The following is a 23,200-nucleotide window of genomic DNA, read 5'->3' as shown; positions in this document are numbered from 1 at the left end:
GTCCGACTCCTCGGCTCAGGAGACGGGCCAGCCGATGAGGGCCGCGCCGACGCCGAGGGCTGCGGCTCCCAGCAGGGTGCCGACCACGCCCCGGCGCGCGGCGAGCAGCCATACCGCCGCCGCGGCCAGGACGCCGTCCTGCCAGGGGTGCTGCAGGGCGAGGGCGAGGGGGACCGCGGAGCCGGTGATGGCGCCGATCACGGCGGGGCCGGCTCCGGTGAGGAACGCCTGTACGCGGGCGTCGGCCCGTAGGCGGTCGAAGCGGGGTGCGCCGAGGATGACGAACAGGAAGGAGGGGGTGAAGGCGACGGCAGCGGCCAGGAGTCCGCCGGGGACTCCGGCGGCGGCGTAACCGACGACGGCGACGGTCTGGACGACGGGTCCGGGGGTGATCTGGCCGAGCGCGACGGCATTGAGGAATTGGCTGTCGGTCATCCAGTGGTAGGTGTGGACAGCGTTGGCCTGCATCAGCGGGATGATCACGAACCCGCCGCCGTAGGACAGTGCGCCGACCTTGAAGGCGACCCAGGCCACGGCGAGCAGTCCGCCTGCCGCGGGGGCTGCGGCGGCCAGCGGCAGCGGCCAGGCCGTCCGCCGCCCCTGGTGCGGCTGGGTGCGGCGGGTGCGGACGGCGACCTCGGCGGCACCGGCGGCGAGCAGCACCAGGACCATCCACGGGCCGATCAGCATGGCGGCGAGGGCGCCCGCGAGGGCGTAGGCCGCCCAGCGGGCCCGGGCGGCCCGCAGGGCCCCGGCCCGCTTCCAGCTCGCGGGGGCCAGCGAGGCGGCGGCCTGGACGGCGACGGCCGCGACGGCCGCCCCGGCTCCGGCAGCGGCACCCTTGACCCACAGCGGCGGGCTATCCGCGAGGAACAGGGCCGCCAGGGCGAGGATCATCGCCAGGCCGGGCACGATGAACGCGATCCCGCCGACCAGCGCCCCGGGAACGCCCCGCAGACGCCAGGCCGTGAAGATCGCCAGCTGCGTGGAGGCGGGGCCCGGCAGCAGATTCGTCGCCGCGATGCCGTCCTCGAAATCGCCCTCGGTGATCCAGCCGCGCTGCTCGACGCAGAGCTTGCGCAGCAGGGCGATGTGGGCCGGTGGGCCACCGAAGCCGGTGCAGCCGATCCGGCCCCACTCGCGCAGGACGGCCCCCAGAGCGACCGGGCGCCGTTCAGTCTGCTCCTTGCTGTCCACCGGACTCCTTCTCTGCCAACCGTGTCGCCTGCTGGCGGCGCGACCCTACCTGCCGCAGGTAGCAGCCGGGCGGACGGCACAGGCCGCGCCGGTCCCGGCGGACCGGGCCTCAGCTGCCGCAGGCGCATCCGGCTGCGCCTCGGCACGGGCCGGTGTCCGCTCGCGGCCGGTCGGTGGTCTCGCCCTCGCAGCCGCAGACCAGCACGCCGGTGGCCGGCCCGTCGCGGCCCTGACGGCGGCCGGTGCGGTCCGCCCGGTCGGCGGCCGCACCGGCTCCCCGCGGCCGGGGCGGGCAACCCGTCTCCGGGGCGGGCAACCCGTCTTGTTCCAGCCCGCGTGGGTTTCAGCCCGCGTGGGTGAAGAAGTCGTTGAGCGGGGCTGCGTACGCGTCGTTCAGGGTCATCGGCGGCAGGCCGAGCGCGCCCTCGACGGTACGGGTGAGGCTGTAACCGGTGTAGCGGTTCTGCGAGGTGAAGCCGCCGGTCTTCACCGGGGCGTTCGGCGAGCCGATGACCAGGGTGGGGATGTGCTGCTCGGGGGTCTGGTCGTTGGCCTTGTCGTCCTCGTCCCAGGTGATGATGATGACGTCCTTCTGGGTCTGCCAGGAGGGCGAGTTGAGGATGGTCGGCAGGGTCTGGCTGAGCCAGGTGTCCCCGGAGGTGATGCCGCAGCCCTCCATGTCGTAGCAGTCGTCGGCCGACAGCCAGGCGAAGTCGGGAGTGGTCGCGGTGCTGGAGAGGTCACCGGCCATGCTGGTCAGCGGCAGGATGTGGGCGTCGCAGCGGGCGGTGTTGCCGGCGATGTCGCTGAACCAGGTGAAGGGCGTGTCGTCGGCCTCGTACTCGCCGCTGCTGGAGGTGTAGCAGGGGCTGGGCATGGTCTGGTTGTAGAACTTCCAGGTCTTGCCGGCCGCCTCGATCTCGTCTGCGAGATTGTTCACGTTCAGCGCGGTACTGGTCGAGTCCTCGTCGTAGCCCCAGGTGCTGCCGCTGAAGAAGCCGACGTAGTTGGGGTCGCTCGGATGGGCGAGGGCGATCTCGTTGCCGGAGACGGCGTACTTCGTGGCCAGGCTGTTGAGGTAGGGGGCCTGGCTGGTGTTGCCGATGATCTGGGAGTTGTCCTCGTTCTCCATCATCACGAAGAAGACGTGGTCCAGCACCGGCACGGTCGACACCGGCGGCACCGGCGCGGGGGCGGCGGGCAGCGGGGTGGACAGGGTCAGCGCCAGGTCGTCGGCGTAGCCGTCGTCGTAGGGGCCGGTGGACACGGTGAACTGGACCACCACGCTGATGCTGCGGGTGCCGACGGGCACCGCCACGGTGCTGGACCGCTGCAGCATGCCGGTCGCCAGCCCGCGGTCGGTGGCCGAGACCGGGCCGATCGAGCCGGTGCCGAGCGAGGCCCCGGCGGCGTTCAGGAAGGTGGCGGTGACCTGCGCGCTGTCGCCCTGGGTCGCGTAGCCGCCGAGCCAGCCGGACAGGTTCGCGGTGACCGTGCCGGTGTCGATGGCGGAGGCGGCGGCGGAGACGTTCACCGACTGGGTGAGCGAGGAGTTGCCCTCGGCGCCACCGGAGAAGAAGTTGGCACCCCGGTTCGGCGAGCCGGGGGAGGAGGCGGTCGGGAAGCCGCCGCCGGCGGCGTACTTGACGGCGGTGACCATCCCGTACTCCTGCCAGCCCGGGATGGTGGTCTGGTCGTACCCCGTGCCCGAGCCCTCGCCCGCCTCCGCGCCGGGGTTGGCCAGCAGGTTGCCGCTGGTGCTGCTTTGGCTCAGGACCAGCGACAGGTCGTCGGCGTAGCCGTCGTTGTAGCCGTAGGAGTCGACGGCGCTGAGCACGATCTGCACACTGCGGGTGCCCACGGGCAGGTTGCCGGTGGCGGCGCGCTGGAGGAACTCGGTGGTCTCGCCGCGGTCGGAGGCGGTGACCGGGCCGATGGTGCTGCTGCCGAGCGCGGCTCCGGCGGAGTTCAGGAAGGTGGCGGTGACCTGGGCGGCGTCGCCCTGGGTGCTGTAGCCCCCGAGCCAGCCGGACAGGTTGTAGCCGATGGTCCCGGTGTCGATCCGGGCGGCCAGCGCGGAGACGTCCTCGGTCTGGGTGGCGGTGGCGGTGCCGCTGCCGTTGCCGCCGGCGAAGAAGTAGCTGCCCCGGGTCGGCGAGCCGGGGCTGCTCGCGGTCGGGAAGCCGCCCCCGGCGGTGTACGGGACGGCGGTGAGGCTGCCGGTGACGGTCCAGCCCGGGATCGGGACCTGGGTGTACCCGGTCGGGTCGCCGGTGGCCTGCTCCGCGCCGCCGTCGGTGACCAGATTGCTGCCCAGGACGGCCCCGGTGGCAACGGAGATCCCGGTGGCGGCGGCGGGGACGGCCCCCAGCGGGCCGAGGCCGGTGACCCCGAGGGCTGTGCACAGCAATGCGGCCGGTATCGCACGTCGGGCGGCCGAAGAACGCCATGATCGCATGGGCATGAGCCGATTACTTCCCTTCGATGACGGATGCACCCCGGACTGACTTGTCCGGACAGGTACAGCGGATCGCAAGGAAACCTAGGGGACACGACAAGGCTCATGGGGGGATACCGCTGGAACGTCGCATGAATTGTGCCCAAGCACCGGCACTCCGGTCGGCCTTCCAGCGAGCTCCTGCGAGCAGGTGCCGCAGGAGGTGCGGGGGCCGAAGGGCCTGCGTGCTGCGCCGGTGGGTGAGATCGGTCCGGGGCGCCCTGCCGATGCCCCTTGGACACCTCGACGGTATACACATGACGCCCCGTGAGACAGGTGACCCGCGAGCTGGACGGCCTGGACACCACGGAGGTGATCCGGTGATGGTCGGCCGCGAGCTGGCGCGGGCCACGATCGTACAGTCGATCGACATCCCGAGGTTCTGGAACGAGTACATCGCCGGGATCGCACCAGGCACTCGGAACCGGCTGCGGTGCGCTGTGGACCTGTTGGGGATCGCGCCCGTGGGGCTGTCCGGTATCAGCTCGCCGAGCCTGACCGCGCACCTGTGCGGGTGGACCGAGCCGGCGAGTGCCCAGGCCTGCGGCCTCATGGCAGGTTCGCCGCCCGGGTCAGCTGATCTTGCCGGGGTCGATCGGGTCGACACCGCGCCGGCGTAGAGCTCGGACTGGACGGTCAGGACGATTCGTCCGGCGGGACGGTCGGCGGTCGGCCGACAGGCGTGGACGGCGTGGGCGACGCGCCAGTCGGTCCCGGCCGCGATCAGGGCGCCGATGTGTTCGGCGACGCCGCTGCGCCGGGCTTCGGCCGCTGCCCACCGAAACCCTGCCCCCGCCCGGACGGAACAGCGCGTGGCGTTCTCGCCGGCCGCTGCTGCCCTGCAACGACATCCAGCCGACGGCCGTCCGGGGCGGGGTGTGCGTGCCGGATCAGCGGTCGAGGAACGTGGCGACGTCGGCAGCAAACTCCTCGTGGTGCTGGAACAGGAAGCCGTGCGCGGCGTCGGGGTAGATCTTGATGGTGGCGTCGGGCAGGAGTCCGGCGAGGAGGTGGGAGTAGCGGGGCAGGATCATCGGGTCGCTGTCGCCGTTGGCGACGAAGACGGGCTGAGTGATGGCCTGCAGGCGCTGCAGGAGGGCGTGATTGGGGATGCCCCAGCGGGTGACGGCGTCGTACTGGGCGAGTCGGGTGGCCCAGGTGGTGGGGGCGTCGTGGCCCTCGGTGCGGGTGCCGAAGACCCGGCCGGCGGCGGCGGCGTTGTGGGGGGCGGTGAAGAACACGCTGACGTAGTCCTCGGCGGAGGGGGTCTCGCGGCCGACGGCGTCGATGACCTCGGGCGCCCAGCCGTGCATGCCGGTGGCGCCCTGTGGGGCGGAGGAGGCGAGGACGATGCGCCGGGCCAGGTCGGGGCGGATCAGGGCGACCTCCTGGGCGACGAAGCTGCCCAGGGAGAAGCCGAGCAGGTCCACGCTGGTCAGGCCGAGGGCGGTGATGAAGGCGACGGCGTCTTCGGCCATGGCGGCGACGGTGTCGGGGGTGGTGCCGGTGGTGGCGCCCACGCCGCGGTTGTCGAAGGCGATGACCCGGCGTCCGGTGGCGAGGGCGTCGAGCAGGGCGGGGTCCCAGTTGTCGAGGTTGCCGCGGAAGTGCTGGAGGAGCACGAGCGTCGGCCGGTGGCCGGTGTCGTCGCCCAGGCTGCGGTAGGCGTACTCGACGCCGTCGGCGGCTTCGACGGTCTGGGTCGTGAGGGTGGCGTACGTGCTCATGGCGGGCTCCTGTAGACAGCGAGGGCGGAACGTGCGGTGCATGTGCATGGGTGTGTCGTCGACGGCGGGATCCCGTGCGTCGACGGGGCACCGTTTAGATTACGACCATAATCTATTAGAGTGGTGCCTGGCACACAAGCAACATCCGGGCGCGGGAGAAGAGCATGAGGCGATCCAAGGGAGACAAGGACGAGACCCGGCAGCGGATCCTCGACTCGGCCGGCCGGCTGTTCAAAGCCGACGGCATCGACGGCACCGGCATCGCCGGACTCATGGCGGACGCCGGACTGACCAACGGGGGCTTCTACAAGCACTTCAGCTCCAAGGACGACCTGGTCGCCCACACCGTCGCCGATCAGCTCGCGCTCCAGCAGCGCATCGTCGACGCCCTGCCTCCCGGCCGCGCCGGAGTCGAGGAGTTCGTCCGGTACTACCTGTCCGCCCAACACCGCGACGGCCAATCCGACGGATGCGTCTCCGCCGCGCTGCTCGACGAGATCGGCCGCTGCTCCGATGGCGTCAGGCAGTCATACACCCAGGGACTGACCCTCCTCATGGAGGAGATCGCCCGCCGACTGACCCCGGCCGACCCCGCCGCCTCCCGCACCGCCGTCACCACCGCCTTCGCCATGATGGCCGGCAGCATCCAGATCTCACGTGCCCTCGCCGACCGAGCCATGGCAGACGAACTTCTCGACAACGCCGCCACGACCGCCCTCGCACTCTTCGAGACCGCCGCGTCAGCCGTCCCGGCCCCGGCGGCCTCGGACACCCCCGCCCGCTGAAACGGCGGCCGGCGCCGGGGTCAACTTCACCGTGCAACACGTGCGGGCCGGCTGGCGCCTACGCTGATCGCGGTCTGATTCTCGGGGAGCCAGCGGGCGAGTGCAGTGACGAAGGTGGTCAGTGCCAGCTTGCGGTGCAGACCGGAACTCAGGGCCACGGTCCCGCTGTTCGTGCCACGCGCCGGCGGACGCTCCAGGAGACGGGTGAGCAGGGGGCCAGGTGGTTGACCTGGAAGCACAGTTCGTTGCCCTCGCTGGTGAGGGTGCGGCGCCCGGGTCCGGCGATCCGGCGTTGAGCACCAGCAGATCCAGCCGCTGGTGCCGGTCGGCCAGGGATCACGGCTTCGGGGCGGCCCGGGAGAGCAAGCCGGCGAACCGCAGCCCCCGGGTTCTGTCCAGTGCTGGCCCGAAACGGGCTCTGCCGGGCTGATGGAGCACGACGAGCCCCGTGCGACAACTACGGCACAAGCCTGCGAATGGCTGGAGCAGCGTGTCACCTTTCACGGCAACTGAGTCCTGCACGACAACGACGATTCCTCATCTGACCTGGCCAACAGCTTCCGGTTGGCGAGAGATGAGCTGTCGCACCACTATGACGTCGTCCTCTTCGAGAACCCGATACCGCAGCGCCTCGATATCACCGAATAGCTGCGCCGTGGCGCAGCCGCTCTGCAGCACTGCATTCCTTGGGCGATTGCCCGTGCGACAGGCAGGATGGTTCCGCCGTCAGCCAATCAATGCGGCAAAGAACTCGCGAAGCGGCGCCGGTGCGGTTCTCAGTCCGAGTTCGTAGCCGCCGAATCGGTAGACCTGATATCCCTTAAGCCGCAGGGCCCGGTCTTCGGCGACCGGTACGCGCAGCTGGGCCAAGAGCTGGTCGTCCTGGTCGAGGACCGCGGCCAGGTGTGCGGCCGGCCGTACCCCGAGCCCGCCGCGGGCGGGGGAGCCCAGGCGGGCCGGGGTGTGCTGAGGCGCTCGGCACAGCCGCTGGCCGATCGCCGTGTTACGAGCGTGCCCCGGCCGCCACCGCGCACCCTGCGGCCCGCACCACCGCCAGCAGCGGATGGCGCCGACCCCGCCTTGTCCGCGGATCCAACGGCTCGACCGCGTCCCCTGAACCGGCGACAGCACAGGACAGCACGCGGACAGGCGTGGCGGACTCACACAACACCGAAGCTCCGTTGCTGGCAGGCGGCTTGGGATGTCACCCGCCTCAACGGAGCTTCGGCCTATCCGCTCACACGCCAGACCTGACCAGGCCTCTCACAAGATCACGCCGACCTTGCAACAGCCCTGGGGGTGAAACGCCCAGTTAGATCGGCCCGTACTCAAGGAATAGCAGAATGCAGATGACAGCCATCAGCAGTCCGCCGAGCTTGTAGCCGAGCTTTTGAGCCTTTTCTTGATCGACGGGGACACCCGGAGTGATTTTACGGGCGAGGGAGGAGATCAGCAGGCCGCCTATGATTCCGGTGACCATCACATCGCAGTAGAGCACTATGATTCCGCTGACCGAGTTTCCCCTGAGCAGTCCGAGCCCGGCGGTCACTGCGAATCCTGCGAGGGAGGCCCCCAGCAGCCTCAGTCGGACCCCTGCCCTGTCAGCGGCGCTTATCGAGTAGAAGCTGAACGGGAAAGCTAGAGCCAGCGCCATGGCAATCGCTACCAGCCAGGAAATTCCGACGCCCTGGATAGGACTCGCGTACGTGTTCATCTGCCCCTCGGCGGTCCGGATGTAGAAAGAACTCCTAGGGCATAGCGCAAGGAGTTTTGGCTTACCGCGTTGGATACGCTGGGGTCCAGAGGCCCAGGCTGTCATCACACTGGGTGCCGAGGCACGCTGACGGCACCAGACGGGACGGCCGTCTGCGGTGATCGTTCTCTGGCGCTGCCGCCGGCCAAAGGACCCTTCGCTCGACGACGGCCCGGTCAAGGGCCTGGCGAGAACGGTGAGCGAGCCACATAGTACCTTGATGCCTGAGTGTGCAGGTGCCCTGGTCGGAGACCTCAGGGCACCTGAGCGTATGTCCGATGCGGACTACCAAGTCCACCTGAGACCTGAGACAGATGCGTGCTCGTTGAGGCCGAGTTGGCCACGTTATGACTGCGGGGGGGGTGACAAGCACTGGCTAGCAGCGTGGCGTGAGGAGTTTGTCATGCGGGGCGCCGAGGCATGCCGACCGGAAGCTGACGAAGCGTCGAGATTCCGCATAAAGATCAATTCCAGAATCTGGCACGCGGAGCCACATGAGACACGTTTCAGTCATCTCAGGATGGCAAATGTTCGGCGACGTATCTTTAGCCTCAATCCAGTGAGCGCAGTGGGCAACCCCAAAGGAAATCAAAACAGGATGTAGTCGAGGACTAGAAGCACGACGATCGACGCCATGATCTGCCACAGCATTCTGCGTGAAGTTGATGCAGAAATTTGACGCTTAAGATCTCCCCCGGCCCTCGCCTTATAGAACTCCCTCAGATCGGCCCCCACTCCGAGGGTGCCAAAGGCAAACGAAATCATGGCTATGCCGAAGAGTGTGATCGCATGCAGTGCCGTCTGATGCTTGACAATGCCCAGGGCGCCGGCAGTCACAAGCATGACGCCGCAGGACACGACGACCGTCAGCCGCTGCTTGGGTATCGCACACAAAGATGTCATGCGCGCGGCAAAAATCACGACGGCAGCTGCACAGAGGGGGATGATCCAGTCCGCATTCGCCGCCATGACCGCAGAAGCAGTGATGATCACGGGGAACTCCTTCTGGGATCCATCGCGGGCTTTGCCCAACCAATGGAGAGCCGTCCGACCAACGGTCTCAGTGGGTGTGCTCAACTCCATGGGCCTTCCACGCCTGCCTAATCTCCTCGAGCTTGGCCTTCAGCTCGGGATCGCTGCGGCGGGGACTGTCCTCGAGACCGGCCACCCTGTGCCTCCGCCCCGCTTTTGTTCGCAGCTCCAGGCTGCGTGTAGCACCGAAGAGGCCCGTTCCGGAATCTTTCAACACAATGGCACTGATTTCTTCCCAGGAATACAAGCGGGAAGGTAGGGGGCTCCATCGGATACGGATTCCCGCCGACTCCAGGACGGTTGAGCCCGATCCGGTGAGCCACGTGCCGATCAGAAGCGCGATCATCACTGCCCCTGCGGCCCAGGAGGCCACCGGGGGGAAATGGGTGATAATCGAGGCTTCGATTGCGGCGAAAATGACGACGATCAGGAGAAATAGCTTCAAAAAGTGCTGAGGTTGTTCTCGGTTCAAGGAATATCTGATATCGGACATGAAGCGATTCTAGCACTCAGGGGATCAACCCGATATGTGCTCCCTTGTGATCAGCGCAACAGGTATGCACCCCTCTGGTTCGTACATGCTTAACTCCGGCCCCACCCATTCACCTGTTCCCCGGCATGCCGGTGAGTGAGGGTGGAGCCGGCGCGCATGTCACCGTAAGCGGACGATCTCTTGTGATGCGGGCTAGAACCAGCGAGAAACCGCATCATTGAAGGCACTGCTGCTGAAGTAGGCGATACCTAGGCCGACGACCGCGCCCACTCCTGCGCCAACGGGACCTCCCACCATCGTGCCGATCAGTGCGCCATTGGCTGCGGCGCCCAGGCCGATCACCGTGTCGCCGACTCCCTCGGCTGTGCCGACGCCAGCGGAATCAGCAGCTGAGTGGCTGCCGTCCCTGGCGCCAAGATAGCCAGAGGTCGCCGAGCCGACACCGCCGAGGAGGGTCAGGCCGGTGCCGAACTTCCCGATCGCCTCGCCCGCCATGGAAATTTTTTATGACGAATACGTCATGCCGAGCGGATAACGCTCCCCATTCTGCGCAACATTCACCACTGCGGGTTCGAACCTTGCTGGCACAACAACACTGTCGCTGTACGCGCTAGCCGAAGTCTGTACCGTGCCCGCGCCCCAGGCAACACCATTGATGGCATTGCAGACACGCCATCCAGCCATAATCATCCTGAGAATTTAATGGATCGTGGCGAAGGCGGTCACCATGAGAATGATCCATGCAACGACGAAGCCCAGCCAGAAATCATATGCTTTTGGAATTACTCGCCCAGGGAGGCCGGCAGCCCGTTCTCTCTTTGATCTGCGGGTTGCATCGATGTGATTCGACAGCATCCGGGCCCTGAGAGTGCAAATGATGTACTCCACGACGGAGAAGGCCAGGACCGCTGCCATGCTCACAGGAAGAAGCAGCCACGGGCTGCAGAGGAAGCCCTCCCCAACGATGATTCTACAAACCACAAGGAAAATGAAGGAGAGACCCAGTGAGACGAAGGACAAGGTCAGCCAAAATATTGAAGCGAACATCTCAGATCGCAATAGCCCGTTGGCGTCGAGGCTACTCTTCTTTGGGGACCTGATCGGAAGATCCAGCTCGGCTCCCGTCAAACCAAAGATCCTCTTGGCCCACTTGGGAACGATAAACCCGAGCTCTGAGACGATCCAGTAGTCGAAGCTCAATTCCACTCCTATCGTTCGGTAATTTCCGGCGCAATCGCTAGCGGTTCCAGCGGAAGGAGGCTATGCCTCCGCAGGCGCCCGTACAGCTAGCCCTGCGGGGCGTATCCGGCGTTACCGAACATGGTGATCGTGTCCCCAATACTAGCCGCACCGAGGTTGATGCCCAATCCGACACTCTGAGCGTTGATGGCGTTACCCAGGCCAACCTGTGCAGCCGTCAATGTCCCAGCTGCCTTAAATGACCATGGGCGTTTGGCTGCATCCGACGCAGCATCTTCCAGGGCACCGCCAGCTGTCGTAACGTTTCGGTCGAGCATTGCGCCTACTCCCAGCTTGCCGAACCCCGCCGTTCCCAATCCCGCGAGTCCAGCGACGGCGCCGAAGGCGTCAAGCGCAGTCTTTCCGGCAGAAGCACCGCCGCTTATGTCCTCCGCCGTGTTCACGAGCGAATCACCTGTCGCCACGGCGTCAGCCCCCAGGGCAACTCCGGCTGTCAGGGCCTGTCCAGTCAACGGTGTAACTCGTTGGTGTGAGTTAGCGGCGGCCGATGGAGAGTCGGCCGTCGAAGGCGATGTCGAAGGCCTGCAGTGCGGGCTTCCATCGCATGGTCCAGCGTTTGCGGCCCTGCCCGGTGGGGTCCAGGCTCATGACGGCCATGTAGACGCACTTCAGCGCGGCGGCCTCGTTGGGGAAGTGCCCGCGGGCGCGGACGGCCTTGCGGATGCGCGCGTTGACGCTTTCGATCGCGTTGGTCGTGCAGACGATCCGACGGATCTCGACGTCGAACTGGAGGAACGGAACGAACTCGGCCCAGGCGTTCTCCCAAAGCCGCACGATCGCCGGGTACTTGTCGTCCCATTCCTCCTGGAACTCCAGGAACCGGTCCTCGGCGGCCTGCGCGGTCGGCGCGGTGTAGACGGGCTTGAGCGAGCGGGAGATCTTGTCCCAGTCCTGGCGTCCCGCGTAGCGGAACGAGGCCCGCAGAAGGTGAACGACGCAGGTCTGCGTCACTGCCTGGGGCCAGACGGTGCCGATCGCGTCGGGCAGGCCCTTGAGTCCGTCGCAGACGACCATGCAGACGTCCTGGACGCCGCGGTTCTTGATCTCGGTCAGCACCTGGAGCCAGTACTTGGCACCTTCGCCGCCGTCGCCGGCCCACAGGCCGAGGATGTCGCGGGTGCCCTCGACGGTCACGGCCAGAGCCACGTAGATCGGCCGGTTGGCCACCTGGCCGTCGCGGACTTTCACGTGAATGCAGTCAATGAAGATCACCGGGTAGACCGGGTCCAAGGGCCGGTTCTGCCACTCGGCCATGCCGTCCATGACCTTGTCGGTGATGGTCGAGATGGTCTGCTTGGACACACTCGCGCCGTAGACCTCGGCCAGGTGGGCGGATATGTCACCGTGCGTCAGACCCCGCGCGGACAGCGACAGTACCATCTCATCGATGCCGGTCAGCCGGCGCTGGCGCTTCTTGACGATCTGCGGCTCGAAGCTGCCATCACGGTCCCGCGGAACGGTGATCTCCACCGGACCGACATCTGTCAGCACGGTCTTCGAGCGGACACCGTTGCGGCTGTTGCCGCTGCCCGAACCGGCCGGATCGTGCTTCTCGTAGCCGAGGTGATCGGTGATCTCGCCCTCCAGCGCGGACTCCAGCACCCGCTTGGTCAGCTGCTGCAGCAGCCCTCCCTCACCGGTCAGCTGGAGCCCGCCCGCGCGGGCCCGGTCCACCAGCTGGCTGATCAACTGCTCGTCCAGCACGTCCGCCGGCGACTCGACCGAACGGACCTCTTCAACCGCCTCAACCTTGGCAGTCACGTCGCTCATCAGTGCTACTTCCATGATCGGGAGTTACACCGAAGACCGTACAGACCCTGCCGCGGCTGCCGCCGCCTACGCCGGCGACTGGAGCCAGGTCCAGCAGGTCGTCGCCCTGTCGAGCCTGAACGCTAACAACGTCCTGACCACCACCGACCTGGTCACCCTCGAACTCTCGGGCGGCACCGAATACCTGTGGGAGTTCCCCATGAACGGCCCCAACCCCGGTCCCCCACCTTGCTGGCCAGCGGTGCCGCCTGGTCCGGCGTCACCCTCATCAACCCGGGCCTGATCAACGGCAGCCACGCCCTGTGGACCCGCAGCACCAGCACCGGTGCGCTGACCCAGTACCTGGACATCGACGCGGACACCACCGGCACCCTCACCGGAAGCACCATCACCACGAGCGGCCTCACCAGCCCTCTCACCGGTAGCACCTATCCCCTGATCACCTCCGCCAACTTCACTGGTTCAGGCAGCACCAACGGCCCCGCACTGTGGACCGTCGACTCCACCGGCACCCTCCAACTCGTCCCCACCAGTCTCGACGCCAACGGAAAGGCCACCGTCCTGGACCCCGAGCCCATGACCGCCGCCGGCTGGGCAGACGGCCTGACCGACATCAGCTGAGCACCGTCGCACCGTCTGCTGTGGCTGCGCACCCCGCCAGGGCGCAGCCACACTCATGGTCCGGGGTTTTCCCACTCATCGCGTACCTGACAGGAGTCGGTGCAAGATCCAGATAGGCGGACAGTTCGGAACTGTCCGCCCACCCGGACGGACCACTGACCGCGCCCAGTAGCGACGGGGCACCACCGCTTCGGTGGCGCGGCCCGCCGTGCACCTGGCCGGCTCCACCTGCCAGGCGTCGTCGGCGTTCGCACCGCACCGGGGCTGGGACATGGCTGTGACCACGCGCGGACCGGGGCCCGACAGGCATTCAATCGGCCATCCGTACACGGCCGACAGGGCGGCCCAACGCTGCGACGACGCGCGACGGCAGGGGGTTCAAGCCATCGCACACTCGCTGCCGCACGACTTGAAGCCCCGCGGCCTGCGCGCGCAGGCGCATGCCGGTGTCCGCGGTCACCACGGCGACCTGCCCTCCGGTGATCTGCCAGAGCAGCATGCTCCGCGCGATCACCTCATCATCGGCGCCTGCCTCACGGTGGTGGCCATCTTCATCCATGAGGACCTCGACGCTCACGCCCGGGCGGCCGGTACCGGCGCTGCCGCACCGGGCTCCGGGCCGTCGAGCATCACATCCAGCGCACGCAGGGCCCTCCGGGCGCGCTGCGCCCTCTCCTCGGATCCTTCGTGCTGCTTGCGGTCTAGGAGCTGTTCGGGGTTCGGATCTCGTTGTCGTGATGGTTGCTGGTAGAACTCGGGTGTGGCGCGTTTTGATGTGACGGATGCCGAGTGGATGTGATCGAGCCTCTTCTGCCGGTGGCGGCTACGGGGCCGTTGCCTCGGCGGGTGCGGGACCAGTTCAACGGGGTGATCTGGCGTTTTCGTACCGGGTCGGGCTGGCGTGATGTCCCGGAGAGGTACGGGCCCTGGTCCACGGTCTACTCCCGCTTCAACAGCTGGGCCAGGGCCGGGGTGCTCCAGGGGTTGATGGACGCGTTGATCGCGGAGGCGGCCGGGCGGGGGGTGGTCGGCCTGGAACTGGTGAGCGTGGACTCCACGGTCGTGCGCGCGCACCAGGACTCAGCCGGGCTGGCCGTCGCCGGGGAGACCCTGGATGCCCTCGAACAGGCATTGACCGAGGAAAAGGGGGCTCCGCTTGCGGTCCAGCCACCGGTGTGGCGGGTGGTGCACCGCAGGCCGCAGCGGACGCGGCCGCCGCAGACCAGGCGGGTGCGGATCGTGCCGCGGCGCGGCGTCGCCGCAAAGCCCGTGCGAAGGCTGCCGGACTCGGCCGGTCCCGGGGCGGACTGAGCTGCAAGATCCATGCCGCGGTCGACTCCGCCGGGCTGCCGCTGGCCTTCGTCCTGACGCCCGGTCAGGCGGCGGACTGCCCGCAGTTCCGGACCGTGCTGGAGAAGATCAGGGTCCCGGGGCCGGTCGGCCGCCCGCGTACCCGCCCGGACGCGGTCGCCGCCGACAAGGCCTACTCCTCCAAGGCCAACCGGGCCTACCTGCGCAAACGTGGCATCAAGGCCGTCATCCCGGAGAAGAGGGACCAGGCCGCCAACCGCAAGAAGAAGGGCAGCAGGGGCGGCCGGCCCGTCAGCCACGACACCGAGCTCTACAAGGACAGGAACACCGTCGAACGCTGTTTCCAGAAGGTCAAGACCTGGCGCGGGGTGGCCACCCGCTACGACAAGAGCCCGGAGAGCTTCGAGGCCGGACTCCACCTCCGAGGCTCGATCATGTGGCTGAAGCACCTCACCTCAACCACATGATCCGAACCCCAACAGCTCCTAGAAGGCCGATGAAGATCTTGTCGAGGGGCTGTCCGGCTGCTGGCCGGGTGGCCCCTTTGCTATGCCGTGGGTGGGTTGAGTTGCCAGGTGGTGCTGGTGTGGGTGAGTCCGAGGTTGATCAGGCGGCGGAGGTTGAGGGTGGCGGCTCGGGTGTGGAGCCAGGTGTCGTTCCTGAGGGTGCCGCGGTAGTGCAGGCGGCGGTTGCCGTGGTGGACGATCCAGGCGACGGCGCGTTCGACCGGTGGTCGCCATCGGCGGTATTCGGCCTGCCAGGCGGGGTCGGTGGCGGCCTGGTGGCGGGCGGTGGCCTGGTGGTCGTGGTGCGGGCGGATGGTCAGGATGCGCCCGGCCTTGGCTGTGGTGCAGCGTTCGTGCAGTGGGCATCCGGTGCACAGGTTCCCGAAGGTGGCCTTGCGTTGCTGGTGCTGTCCGCGTGGTGGGGCGAGTTCGACGGTGTGGCCTTGGGGGCAGGTCACCGTGGCGGCGGTGGTGTCGATGGCGAAGTCGTCCAGGGTGAAGCCGCCGGGGACGGCGGGCCGCAGGGGTGGCGGCTTCACGAAGAGCCGGTGGCCGGCTTCTTCCAGGGCCTGGCGGGCCCGGCTGCTGGAGTAGGCGGTGTCGCCCAGCACGTCGACAGGGCCATCCTCCTCGCTGAGTAAGTCCAGGGCGACGGTGGCTTCGTGGTGCTCGACGCTGGCGCCGGGCCGCAGGGCGACGGCGGTGAACAGCCCGGTCTCGGGTTCGAAGGCGAGGTGGGCCTTGAATCCGTCCTGCTGGTGGCTGCGGGTCTTGTGGACGTGCCGGGCTTCGGGGTCGACGGTGGAGACGATGCGGTCGGGCGCGGTGCCCTGGGTGATGCGCCAGCGTCCGTCGGTGCCGTCGGAGTCCTCGGCGGGCTCGACGTCCTGGCCGGCGACCAGGGCCAGCAGCCCACCGCGCTGGCGGCCTTCTCGCCGAGTTCCTGCTCGGGCAGGTGGCCCAGGAGCCGCAGGGCGTCGGCGACCAGGGCGTCGACCAGGTCCGCTCGGGCCTGGGCGTCGTTCCAGGCGATGCGGGGCTTGCCCGGGTCGGTGTAGTGGTGGGCGGTGCACTGCACGGCCGCGAGCCGGTCGGCTGCGGGGACTTCGCGGATCACCGTGCGGATCGCGGCGATGATCTGGGTGACGGTGTCCTGGGTGGCCACCGCGTCGTCCAGCACGGTGGAATCCAGTGCCCTGCGCTGCTTGCCCTTCAGGACGCCGGTGGCGTGGACGACCTCGCGCACGGCCTCGAAGACGCGGTTCGGGCGGGCGGAGCGGGCCAGGCGGCGGCGGAAGTAGGCCAGTAGCGATGAGTCGAACGCGGTGTCGTGCAGGCCCAGTCCGCACGCGGCCTTCCACCGCAGGTCACAGCGCAGTTCCTGGACGGTCTCGAAGTCCGAGAGCCCGTGCAGGGCCTGGAGCGTGACCGCTGCTGCCAGGATCTGCGGCGGCATGCTGGGGCGTCCGTTCGCCGAGGGACACATGTCCGCGAACATCCCCGCTGGGAACAGCGTGCCACGGTGCCCGGCCAGGAAAGCGAACACGCTCCCCGCCGGAATCAGATCCCGGCACGCCTCCCACACATCCGGCCCAACGGCCTCCCCGCCCCACTCACCCATCACCACAAAAACGAGTCTGGCCCCACCACTCACCCGGCAGGGCCAGAACCCAACATCTTCATCGGCCTTCTAGTGTCCTGCGCCAGGAGATCGTTCAAGATATGTGGCGAGTCGTTCGAGGATCTCGTCGGCGGTCCTGGTCCAGGTGAAGGGCCGTGGGTTCCCGTTCCAGGTCTTGATCCAGTCCCGGATGTCCTTCTCCAGCGCGCGGACGGACGTGTGGACTCCGCGTCGGAGTTGCTTGTCCGTCAGCAGGCCGAACCACCGCTCGACCTGGTTGAGCCAGGACGAGCTGGTGGGGGTGAAGTGCAGGTGGAACCGCGGGTGGGCGGCAAGCCACTTCTGGATCGCGGGGGTCTTGTGGGTGGCGTAGTTGTCGCAGATGAGGTGCACGTCCAGGTCGGCCGGCACTTCCTTGTCCAGCTTGGTGAGGAACTTCTTGAACTCCGTGGCCCGGTGTCGGCGGTGGAGTGAGCCGATGACCTCGCCCGTGGCCACGTCCAGTGCGGCGAACAGTGTGGTGACGCCGTTGCGCAGGTAGTCGTGGGTGCGTCGCTCGGGCATCCCGGGCATCATCGGCAGGACCGGTGCCGAGCGGTCCAGCGCCTGGATCTGGCTCTTCTCGTCCACGCACAGGACCAGGGCCCGCTCCGGCGGGTCCAGGTAGAGCCCGACCACGTCGCGGACCTTGTCGATGAACTGCGGGTCCTTGCTGAGCTTAAAGGTCTCCACCAGGTGCGGCTTGAGGCCGAACGCCTTCCAGACCCGGCCGACCGTGGACTTCGACAGCCCGCTCTCGGCTGCCATGGACGCCCGCGACCAGTGCGTCGCATCCTTGGGAGCCCGCTCCAGCGTGGCGATGACCAGGTCCTCGACCTGGTCATCGCCGATCTTCCTGGGGGCGCCGGGCCGTTGCTCGTCGGCCAGGCCATCCAGACGGCTCTCCAGGAAACGCCGCCGCCACTTGCCGACCGTCTGCGGCCAGATGCCCAACTCGGCAGCGACCACCTGGTTCGACTTCCCCTCCGCACAGCCGAGAACGATCCGGCAGCGTTGCGCCAGCGCCTGCGAGGACTTGGCCCGCCGCGACCAGCGGACCAACGTCTCGCGCTCATCGTCCGTCAACGTCAGCTCGGCCATCGGCCGCCCCATTCGCGCCACAGACCAAGGCTACACATATACAGCGAACTTCAGGCGCAGGACACTAGAAGCCGTAGGTCGCCTCGATGCGCTCGAACTCGTCGTCGTTGAGGCCGGATTCGACGGTGCGGCAGTCGGCTTCCCGTAGGCGGTACGCTGCCTCGGCCCCGAGACGGGCTGCGTTGAAGTCGATCACGGCATGACAGTAGCGGTCCCTCTGTCCTGGTTCAGTTGGTATTGGTTGGGCCGCAGTGGGGGAGCGGGTGAGCTACGAGAAGGTGCGCTCTACCGCCCACCGCTTCGGCTGGACCTGGAAACCCCGCTGGTCGGGGTCCTTGCGGACGATCTCCAACTGCCGGCCGAGGGTTCCGGCGGCCCAGTCGACCAGGCGGCCTGCAAAGCCCTGATCGGGCCAGATTTCGGATCACCCCCGCGTAGGTCTGCCCCAGCGTGCGAAGGTCTCGAACTCGGCAGCCGGCGCGGCGGCGTGCTGACGGGCCCGTTCCCGCTCCTCCTCGGACGCCCGGTTGGCCTTGCAACGCCGGATGCCGGCTTCCAGGATCCTCTGCAGCTGCACTCTGTGCCACCGGATGCTCAGGTCAGAGGATCGATCATGTGGCTGAAGCTCCTCACCTCAACCACATGGGCTGAACCCCGGGCAGCTGCTGGTGAGGAGCCTTCAGAGCTCCCGCCGGACTCATCGTGCCCGGCTGGCTGTCGACATGTTGAAGTTGGAGGCGCGGACCGCGGGCATCGCCGTTCGGGCGGCTGAGCTCCGTTCTCTGGGCAATGCTGCAGTGGTCACGCCTGCCTCGGTGATCCGTGACAGGAGGTCGAGCGGGCTGTCGTTGAACCGGAAGTTGCCGACCTCACCGACCACCTCTCCCGAGTCGATCAGATACACGCCGTCCCGGGTCAGCCCGGTGAGCAGCAGTGTCTGCGGGTCCAGGTCCCGGACGTACCAGAGGCTGGTCAGCAGCAGCCCGTAGTCGGTGGCGCTGATCAGGTCGTTCATCGACGAGGTGGCACCTCGTCGGGACAGGATCAGGTTGTCGATACGGGGAGTCGGGTTCCTCCCGGTCGTGGACGCGCCGTGGCGGGACATCGGAAGCGCTGTCAGGACGCCGTCGCGGATCCAGTCCGTGCGGTCGAGGGGGTGTCCGTTGTCGAACACCGACACGTCCAGTCCGGACGTGTGGGCCGTGACGAACGGTGTGCACTGGAGCCCGGGCATGCTCGGGTCGCTGTAGAGGTCCAATGGCAGCGCGGACAGACGTTCGCCGATGCGTGTCCCGCCGTCGGCTCCCGGTCGTGAGAAGGCGTTGTTCCCTTCGATCGCCTCCGCCGAGCTGGCCCAGGAGTACAGATGCAGCATCAGGTCGGCGACCGCACTCGGCGGCAGTACCGTCTCGTACCGTCCCGGTGGCAGGTTGACGCGCCTCTTTCCCCAGGCCAGGCGTTGGGCGAGTTGTCCGGCCAACGCCTCCACGTCCACGTCGGTGAAGTCCGTGGTGCCGGCACCGCCCCAGGCGGAGCGTTCTCCGTCGCCCGTTTTGACGGTCAGTTCAAGCTTTCCGACTGGTCCGTCGTGCCGGGCGCGCAACCCGGAGGAGCTGCCGACGTAGGTCGTGGCCACGGTGTGCTCGGCGTAGCCGTAGAGCGTGCGGTCCGCTGCTGTGGCCTCGGCGAACGTCTCACGGAGGGCGGGCGCGAGTCCCGTGAACACACTGATGTCCGTCTCGACCGGGGGATCCGTGAACCCCGGCACTGCGGAGCGGCTCGCTACCAGCGGTAGGGCGTCCTCGACCGGCCGCTGATGCCTGGCGACGGCTTCGGCGTCCTCGACCAAGCGGGCCAGTTGGCCGGTGTCGGCGACTGCTCTGGTGACCGTGCCGGCGGCGATTCCGTCGGCCCGGTGGTCGAGCGCTATCACGGTGGCGGTACGGGCGCGGGTGTCGCCGTTGCTGATGAGGGAGTTCCCAGCCCAGCGAAGATTGACACTGGAGACCGCCTCGGCGATCACGATGCATGCAGAGGTCGTGGACCTCGCAAGCGCCCGCTCGACGACCTCGTGCGGCGGAAGCGGCTCCCGGTTGCTCACAGTGCCGCCTCCCGGCGCGTGTTGAGGACGTTGACGTTTTCGAACAGGGCTGCCGGGCATCCGTGCGAGGCGGGCGCTCCCTGCCCTGGCTGACCCTTGCCACAGTGGAACAGGCCGCCAAGCCGATAGGTCTGCGGGCCGCCGACAGCCGTCATGGAGTTCCAGAACTCCGTGGTGACGGCTTGGTAGGCGACGTCCCGGAGTTGGCCGACCAAGGTGCCGCGTTCGATCCGGAAGAAGCGTTGGCCGGTGAACTGGAAGTTGTGGCGCTGCATGTCGATCGACCAACTCCGGTCACCGACCACGTAGATGCCGTGGTCGACGGAGGCGATGAGCTCTTCGGTCGACGGCCCGCCTGGGGCGGGCTGCAGGGAGACGTTCGCCATCCGCTGGATGGGGGCGGAGGACGGCGAGTCGGCGTATGAGCATCCGTTGGACCGGGTGGTGCCGTGCCGGTCGGCTGTTGCCGCGGTCGTGCGGCGATCGCGCTGATAGCCGACGAACCGGCCCTGGGAGACGATGTCGAAGCTCTGTGCGGACACTCCCTCGTCGTCGAAGCCGATCGTGGACAGTCCGTGTTCTGTGGTCCGGTCGCCGGTGACGTTCATGGCGTCCGAGCCGTAGCGCAGGCTGCCGAGCGTGTCGACGGTGGCGAACGTCGTGCCGGCGTAGGCGGCCTCGTAGCCCAGTGCGCGGTCGAGTTCGGTGGCGTGGCCAACCGATTCGTGGATGGTCAGCCAGAGGTTCGACGGGTCGACCACCAGGTCGTAGCGGCCCGGTTCGACGGACGGTGCGCCGAGCTTGTCGGTGAGCAGGTCGGGAAGTGCGTCGAGTTCGGCATCGAAGTCCCAGCCGCTGCCGGTGAGGTACTCATAGCCGCGGCCGGTCGGGGGCGCCAGGGTGCGCATCGTGTCGGTGCGTCCGTGGGCGGAGCCGTACACCCGGGCGACCGGTGCGATGCGGACCCGCTCCTGGATCGTGGTGGTGCCCCCGGAGTCCGCATAGAACTTGTTCTCCTTCACCTGGTGGACCGAGGCGTCGGCGTGAGCGATCCGCCGGTCTGCGAGCAGGCGCCGGCTCCAGTCGGACAGGAGCTCCAGCTTGTCGGCGGTGGGGACATGGAAGGGATCACGCTCAAAGGCGGAAATCCAGGTGCGTGTGCCATGGCAGGGCTCTTCTGCCAGTTCGACCGGAATGGCATTGATTTGCGCGCAGAAGGTCGCAATTCGGACGGCACGCTCGGCGGCTGTCCGCGCCGCTTCCGGGGTCATTCCGACTTCGGAGGCGAATCCCCACATACCGCTCTTGACGACGCGTACGGCGAGGCCGGTCGCATCATTTTCATGCGAAGTCCTCAACTTGGCGTCGTGCAGCCTCAGTCGTTGGCTGCGGATCCGCTCGACGCGCACGTCAGCGTGGTCGGCGCCGAGTTCTCGGGCGCGAGAGAGGGCTGCGTCGGCTATCCGCTCGAGAGGTAAGGCTGTGAAGTATGGGTCGATTTCTACCATCCGCGAAAGCTACCACGACAACTCATTCGTGTGGTAATAATGACTGCCGGATCCTTCAGTCGGCCTCTCGGGGGAGAAGAATGTTAGCCGGAGCGGTTTGTGGTTGTCGAGACGAGGCCGAGGTTCTCGCGGAACTCGCCGAGTCCGCCTCCGATGAATCCGCCTTCCGGCGTCTGGCCTCTGCCGCTCGGGCCGTCGCGCAACGTCCGGACCTCGGTTCCGTCGGCACCGAGCGGGAGCTGGACGCCATCTCGGTCACTCTGCGCTCGGCTCTGCTGCGACGAGCACACCGCTTCGCGGACCCGCACTTCCGATCTCCCGGCTACGGGCCTGACCGTCTGCTCCCGTCCGGGGAGGGAGTCGGGTACATCTACGAACGCGGTGCCCTCGCCACTGGTCTGGAGGCGCGCATAGGCGCGTCGGCTCCGGTGCCCGTCGGCTGGAGCGCGGACCATGTCGCCTTCAGCAGCGGGATGGCCGCCATATCCGCGACCCTGCAGTGCTATCGCGCCATCACCCGCCCGACTGCCGTGGCGCCGTTACGGATCGGCGTATGGGCGGCCTACTACGAGACCGACATCCTGCTGGAGTTGAGCCGGGGTGAGGCGTTCGTCCCGAAGAAGACTCCCGATCTGTACCTGGCCGCGGCCGGCGGGGAGCACGAAGTCCTGTACATCGAACCGGTCCGTTACGACTGGGACCTGACGCCCATGGACCTCGCTTCCTTCGCCCGTGCGTGGCGCAGTCGGCCTGACGGCACGACCCGGGCGATCCTCCTCGACACCACGCTCTCCTCCTGCAGCTGGTCGACGGCCGACTTCCTCGAAGCCGTGGCGGACGACCGGCCGCTGGTTGTTGTGGAACTGCGGTCCGGTCTCAAGTTCGACCAGCAGGGGCTGGAACTCGCCAACGTCGGCCTCGCCTCGGTCTACAGCCGCCACGAGGAGCGGGCTTCGTTGCCGGCTGGACTGTTCGGCCAGTACTTGCGCGTGGCCCGGTCGGTCAGCGGATCAGGACTGTCGATGGATGCGCTCGCGGTACTCGACCACGCGTTTGTCTTTGATCCCCAGTGGACGCGGCGGCACTCGGACAAGGTCTTCGTCAACAACCGGAGGCTCGCGTCGGTGATCGCCGACGGAGGCGGAGGCGTCTTCGCCCGGGTCGGACACCCGAGTCTGGCAGCGAAGGGATCACTGCGCGACGCGCCGTTCGTCATGTGCCGGCTCGCGGAGGACAGCCCGACGAACCACGCCTTCCTGCTCGGTGTCGTCCGCGATCTGGTCGACCGCGAACGCCTGCCCATGGTCCGGGGTGCGAGCTTCGGATTCCGCGCGCACCGGTGGGAGGTGATTCTCCCGAAGGGGGAGCGCGGTGGGCTGTTCAAAGTCGCAATGGGAGCCCGGTCGGGCCCTTCCGCGGAAGCCTTGTTCGCCCTTTTTGGTCGCCTTGCTGCCTTTCGTGATTTCGCAGCGCTCCGTCGCGCGCATCCAGGTATCCGTGCGGGCAATATTGGTGTGGAAACTAGTTATTGCCATTCCGGAAAAACGGAGTAGCGTAAAAGTGCAGTCACGTTCATGTCATGCATCATTGAATGGAGGAACCATGACAGTCCAGACAGTTCAGACGGACCAGGTCGCCGAGACGGCCGACCTGGCGTCGGCCCCCGAGGCCAGGATGACCCTCGAGGAACTCAAGGCGTGGATCCTGGCCCAGGGCACGGAGGAATTCGAGCTGTTCGCCCGCAACTGCTGGAGCGCTGCGTCCTGACGCGTCGACACCAGCACTGACGGCACCGGTTGCGTCCCGCCTCGCGGCGAACGCAGCCGGTGCCCGCCCCCATGGCCGCAAGAAGGACCTGGACGAGAATCTCGAAGGAAT

Annotated in this window: 20 protein-coding genes and 2 pseudogenes; 6 read left to right on the top strand and 16 right to left on the bottom strand. The window is 67.6% G+C overall.

Annotated elements, in window-relative coordinates; all coding sequences use genetic code 11:
* Positions 1-15: 15 nt before the first annotated feature.
* Both chrA and GXW83_RS24225 read right to left on the bottom strand, forming a co-directional pair.
* Entirely contained in the window at positions 16-1,197 is a 1,182-nt protein-coding gene (gene chrA, locus GXW83_RS24230) for a chromate efflux transporter (RefSeq protein WP_182445167.1), read from the bottom strand.
* Positions 1,198-1,540: 343 nt separating this feature from the next.
* The gene (locus GXW83_RS24225) at positions 1,541-3,607 is read right to left on the bottom strand and encodes an alkaline phosphatase family protein (RefSeq protein ID WP_182445166.1); all 2,067 of its coding nucleotides are present in this window, start codon (positions 3,605-3,607) and stop codon (positions 1,541-1,543) included.
* A 410-nt stretch (positions 3,608-4,017) separates the two neighbouring features.
* Here GXW83_RS24225 and GXW83_RS24220 point away from each other — a divergent pair, with 410 nt between their 5' ends.
* The gene (locus GXW83_RS24220) at positions 4,018-4,314 is read left to right on the top strand and encodes a hypothetical protein (protein ID WP_182445165.1); all 297 of its coding nucleotides are present in this window, start codon (positions 4,018-4,020) and stop codon (positions 4,312-4,314) included.
* Between the two features lie 270 nt (positions 4,315-4,584).
* Here the strand turns inward: GXW83_RS24220 and GXW83_RS24215 are convergent, their stop codons facing one another.
* Positions 4,585-5,421: an alpha/beta fold hydrolase gene (locus GXW83_RS24215; protein ID WP_182445164.1), complete on the bottom strand. Its 837-nt coding sequence runs from the start codon at positions 5,419-5,421 to the stop codon at positions 4,585-4,587.
* 164 nt (positions 5,422-5,585) lie between these two features.
* Between GXW83_RS24215 and GXW83_RS24210 the strand changes: the two genes are divergently transcribed.
* Positions 5,586-6,206, top strand: coding sequence for a TetR/AcrR family transcriptional regulator (locus tag GXW83_RS24210; RefSeq protein WP_182445163.1), 621 nt, complete (start codon positions 5,586-5,588; stop codon positions 6,204-6,206).
* Between the two features lie 726 nt (positions 6,207-6,932).
* Here GXW83_RS24210 and GXW83_RS24205 read toward each other — a convergent pair.
* The 7 genes from GXW83_RS24205 to GXW83_RS24175 form a co-directional block, all read right to left on the bottom strand.
* Complete coding sequence (locus GXW83_RS24205) at positions 6,933-7,076, bottom strand: hypothetical protein (RefSeq protein WP_182445162.1); 144 nt, start codon at positions 7,074-7,076, stop codon at positions 6,933-6,935.
* 442 nt (positions 7,077-7,518) lie between these two features.
* Positions 7,519-7,920: a hypothetical protein gene (locus GXW83_RS24200; protein ID WP_182445161.1), complete on the bottom strand. Its 402-nt coding sequence runs from the start codon at positions 7,918-7,920 to the stop codon at positions 7,519-7,521.
* 627 nt (positions 7,921-8,547) lie between these two features.
* Positions 8,548-8,952, bottom strand: coding sequence for a hypothetical protein (locus tag GXW83_RS24195; protein ID WP_182445160.1), 405 nt, complete (start codon positions 8,950-8,952; stop codon positions 8,548-8,550).
* A 67-nt stretch (positions 8,953-9,019) separates the two neighbouring features.
* Complete coding sequence (locus tag GXW83_RS24190; RefSeq protein WP_182445159.1) at positions 9,020-9,484, bottom strand: hypothetical protein; 465 nt, start codon at positions 9,482-9,484, stop codon at positions 9,020-9,022.
* Positions 9,485-9,676: 192 nt separating this feature from the next.
* Positions 9,677-9,979, bottom strand: a complete 303-nt coding sequence (locus tag GXW83_RS24185) for a hypothetical protein (RefSeq protein ID WP_182445158.1) — start codon at positions 9,977-9,979, stop codon at positions 9,677-9,679.
* A gap of 204 nt (positions 9,980-10,183) precedes the next feature.
* Positions 10,184-10,684 (bottom strand): hypothetical protein, encoded by a 501-nt coding sequence (locus tag GXW83_RS24180; protein WP_182445157.1) that lies wholly within the window; start codon positions 10,682-10,684, stop codon positions 10,184-10,186.
* Positions 10,685-11,218: 534 nt separating this feature from the next.
* Complete coding sequence (locus GXW83_RS24175; protein WP_370466893.1) at positions 11,219-12,505, bottom strand: IS256 family transposase; 1,287 nt, start codon at positions 12,503-12,505, stop codon at positions 11,219-11,221.
* A gap of 237 nt (positions 12,506-12,742) precedes the next feature.
* On the opposite strand from GXW83_RS24175, the gene GXW83_RS24170 reads away from it, so the two are divergent.
* Positions 12,743-13,135, top strand: a complete 393-nt coding sequence (locus tag GXW83_RS24170; protein ID WP_182445155.1) for a hypothetical protein — start codon at positions 12,743-12,745, stop codon at positions 13,133-13,135.
* Between the two features lie 310 nt (positions 13,136-13,445).
* Here GXW83_RS24170 and GXW83_RS24165 read toward each other — a convergent pair whose 3' ends face one another.
* Complete coding sequence (locus GXW83_RS24165) at positions 13,446-13,712, bottom strand: hypothetical protein (RefSeq protein ID WP_182445154.1); 267 nt, start codon at positions 13,710-13,712, stop codon at positions 13,446-13,448.
* A gap of 183 nt (positions 13,713-13,895) precedes the next feature.
* On the opposite strand from GXW83_RS24165, the pseudogene GXW83_RS24160 reads away from it, so the two are divergent.
* Positions 13,896-14,913, top strand: a pseudogene (locus tag GXW83_RS24160) (IS5 family transposase).
* Between the two features lie 80 nt (positions 14,914-14,993).
* Here the strand turns inward: GXW83_RS24160 and GXW83_RS24155 are convergent.
* From GXW83_RS24155 to GXW83_RS24140, 5 genes and pseudogenes are all read right to left on the bottom strand, one after another.
* Positions 14,994-16,573 (bottom strand): annotated as a pseudogene (locus tag GXW83_RS24155) (IS1182 family transposase).
* A 69-nt stretch (positions 16,574-16,642) separates the two neighbouring features.
* The gene (locus GXW83_RS24150) at positions 16,643-17,725 is read right to left on the bottom strand and encodes an IS630 family transposase (protein WP_182447527.1); all 1,083 of its coding nucleotides are present in this window, start codon (positions 17,723-17,725) and stop codon (positions 16,643-16,645) included.
* Between the two features lie 52 nt (positions 17,726-17,777).
* Complete coding sequence (locus GXW83_RS34930) at positions 17,778-17,909, bottom strand: hypothetical protein (protein ID WP_255431324.1); 132 nt, start codon at positions 17,907-17,909, stop codon at positions 17,778-17,780.
* 501 nt (positions 17,910-18,410) lie between these two features.
* Positions 18,411-19,874, bottom strand: coding sequence for a metallopeptidase TldD-related protein (locus GXW83_RS24145; protein ID WP_182445153.1), 1,464 nt, complete (start codon positions 19,872-19,874; stop codon positions 18,411-18,413).
* Positions 19,811-21,322, bottom strand: a complete 1,512-nt coding sequence (locus GXW83_RS24140) for a TldD/PmbA family protein (protein ID WP_182445152.1) — start codon at positions 21,320-21,322, stop codon at positions 19,811-19,813. The genes GXW83_RS24145 and GXW83_RS24140 overlap by 64 nt, the downstream gene beginning before the upstream one ends.
* Positions 21,323-21,402: 80 nt before the next feature.
* Here GXW83_RS24140 and GXW83_RS24135 point away from each other — a divergent pair, with 80 nt between their 5' ends.
* Complete coding sequence (locus GXW83_RS24135; RefSeq protein WP_182445151.1) at positions 21,403-22,875, top strand: hypothetical protein; 1,473 nt, start codon at positions 21,403-21,405, stop codon at positions 22,873-22,875.
* A 49-nt stretch (positions 22,876-22,924) separates the two neighbouring features.
* Positions 22,925-23,089 carry a hypothetical protein gene (locus GXW83_RS24130; protein ID WP_182445150.1) on the top strand — a complete coding sequence of 55 codons (165 nt, stop codon included), beginning with the start codon at positions 22,925-22,927 and terminating at the stop codon, positions 23,087-23,089.
* Positions 23,090-23,200: the final 111 nt, after the last annotated feature.

Source organism: Streptacidiphilus sp. PB12-B1b (genome assembly GCF_014084125.1).
In the GTDB taxonomy this organism is placed as follows: Bacteria; Actinomycetota; Actinomycetes; order Streptomycetales; family Streptomycetaceae; genus Streptacidiphilus.
Note: the sequence above shows the minus strand (reverse complement) of the source record. Positions and strands in the feature narration are given on the sequence as shown.

What these genes read in the sequence shown, in the direction of transcription:
- GXW83_RS24220 (WP_182445165.1), top strand. Translation starts at nt 4,018, where the DNA reads ATGGTCGGCCGCGAGCTGGCGCGGGCCACGATCGTACAGTCGATCGAC.
- GXW83_RS24215 (WP_182445164.1), bottom strand. Translation starts at nt 5,421, where the DNA reads ATGAGCACGTACGCCACCCTCACGACCCAGACCGTCGAAGCCGCCGAC.
- GXW83_RS24210 (WP_182445163.1), top strand. Translation starts at nt 5,586, where the DNA reads ATGAGGCGATCCAAGGGAGACAAGGACGAGACCCGGCAGCGGATCCTC.
- GXW83_RS24200 (WP_182445161.1), bottom strand. Translation starts at nt 7,920, where the DNA reads ATGAACACGTACGCGAGTCCTATCCAGGGCGTCGGAATTTCCTGGCTG.
- GXW83_RS24190 (WP_182445159.1), bottom strand. Translation starts at nt 9,484, where the DNA reads ATGTCCGATATCAGATATTCCTTGAACCGAGAACAACCTCAGCACTTT.
- GXW83_RS24185 (WP_182445158.1), bottom strand. Translation starts at nt 9,979, where the DNA reads ATGGCGGGCGAGGCGATCGGGAAGTTCGGCACCGGCCTGACCCTCCTC.
- GXW83_RS24150 (WP_182447527.1), bottom strand. Translation starts at nt 17,725, where the DNA reads ATGGGGCGGCCGATGGCCGAGCTGACGTTGACGGACGATGAGCGCGAG.
- GXW83_RS24145 (WP_182445153.1), bottom strand. Translation starts at nt 19,874, where the DNA reads ATGCCCGGCAGCCCTGTTCGAAAACGTCAACGTCCTCAACACGCGCCG.
- GXW83_RS24140 (WP_182445152.1), bottom strand. Translation starts at nt 21,322, where the DNA reads ATGGTAGAAATCGACCCATACTTCACAGCCTTACCTCTCGAGCGGATA.
- GXW83_RS24135 (WP_182445151.1), top strand. Translation starts at nt 21,403, where the DNA reads ATGTTAGCCGGAGCGGTTTGTGGTTGTCGAGACGAGGCCGAGGTTCTC.
- GXW83_RS24130 (WP_182445150.1), top strand. Translation starts at nt 22,925, where the DNA reads ATGACAGTCCAGACAGTTCAGACGGACCAGGTCGCCGAGACGGCCGAC.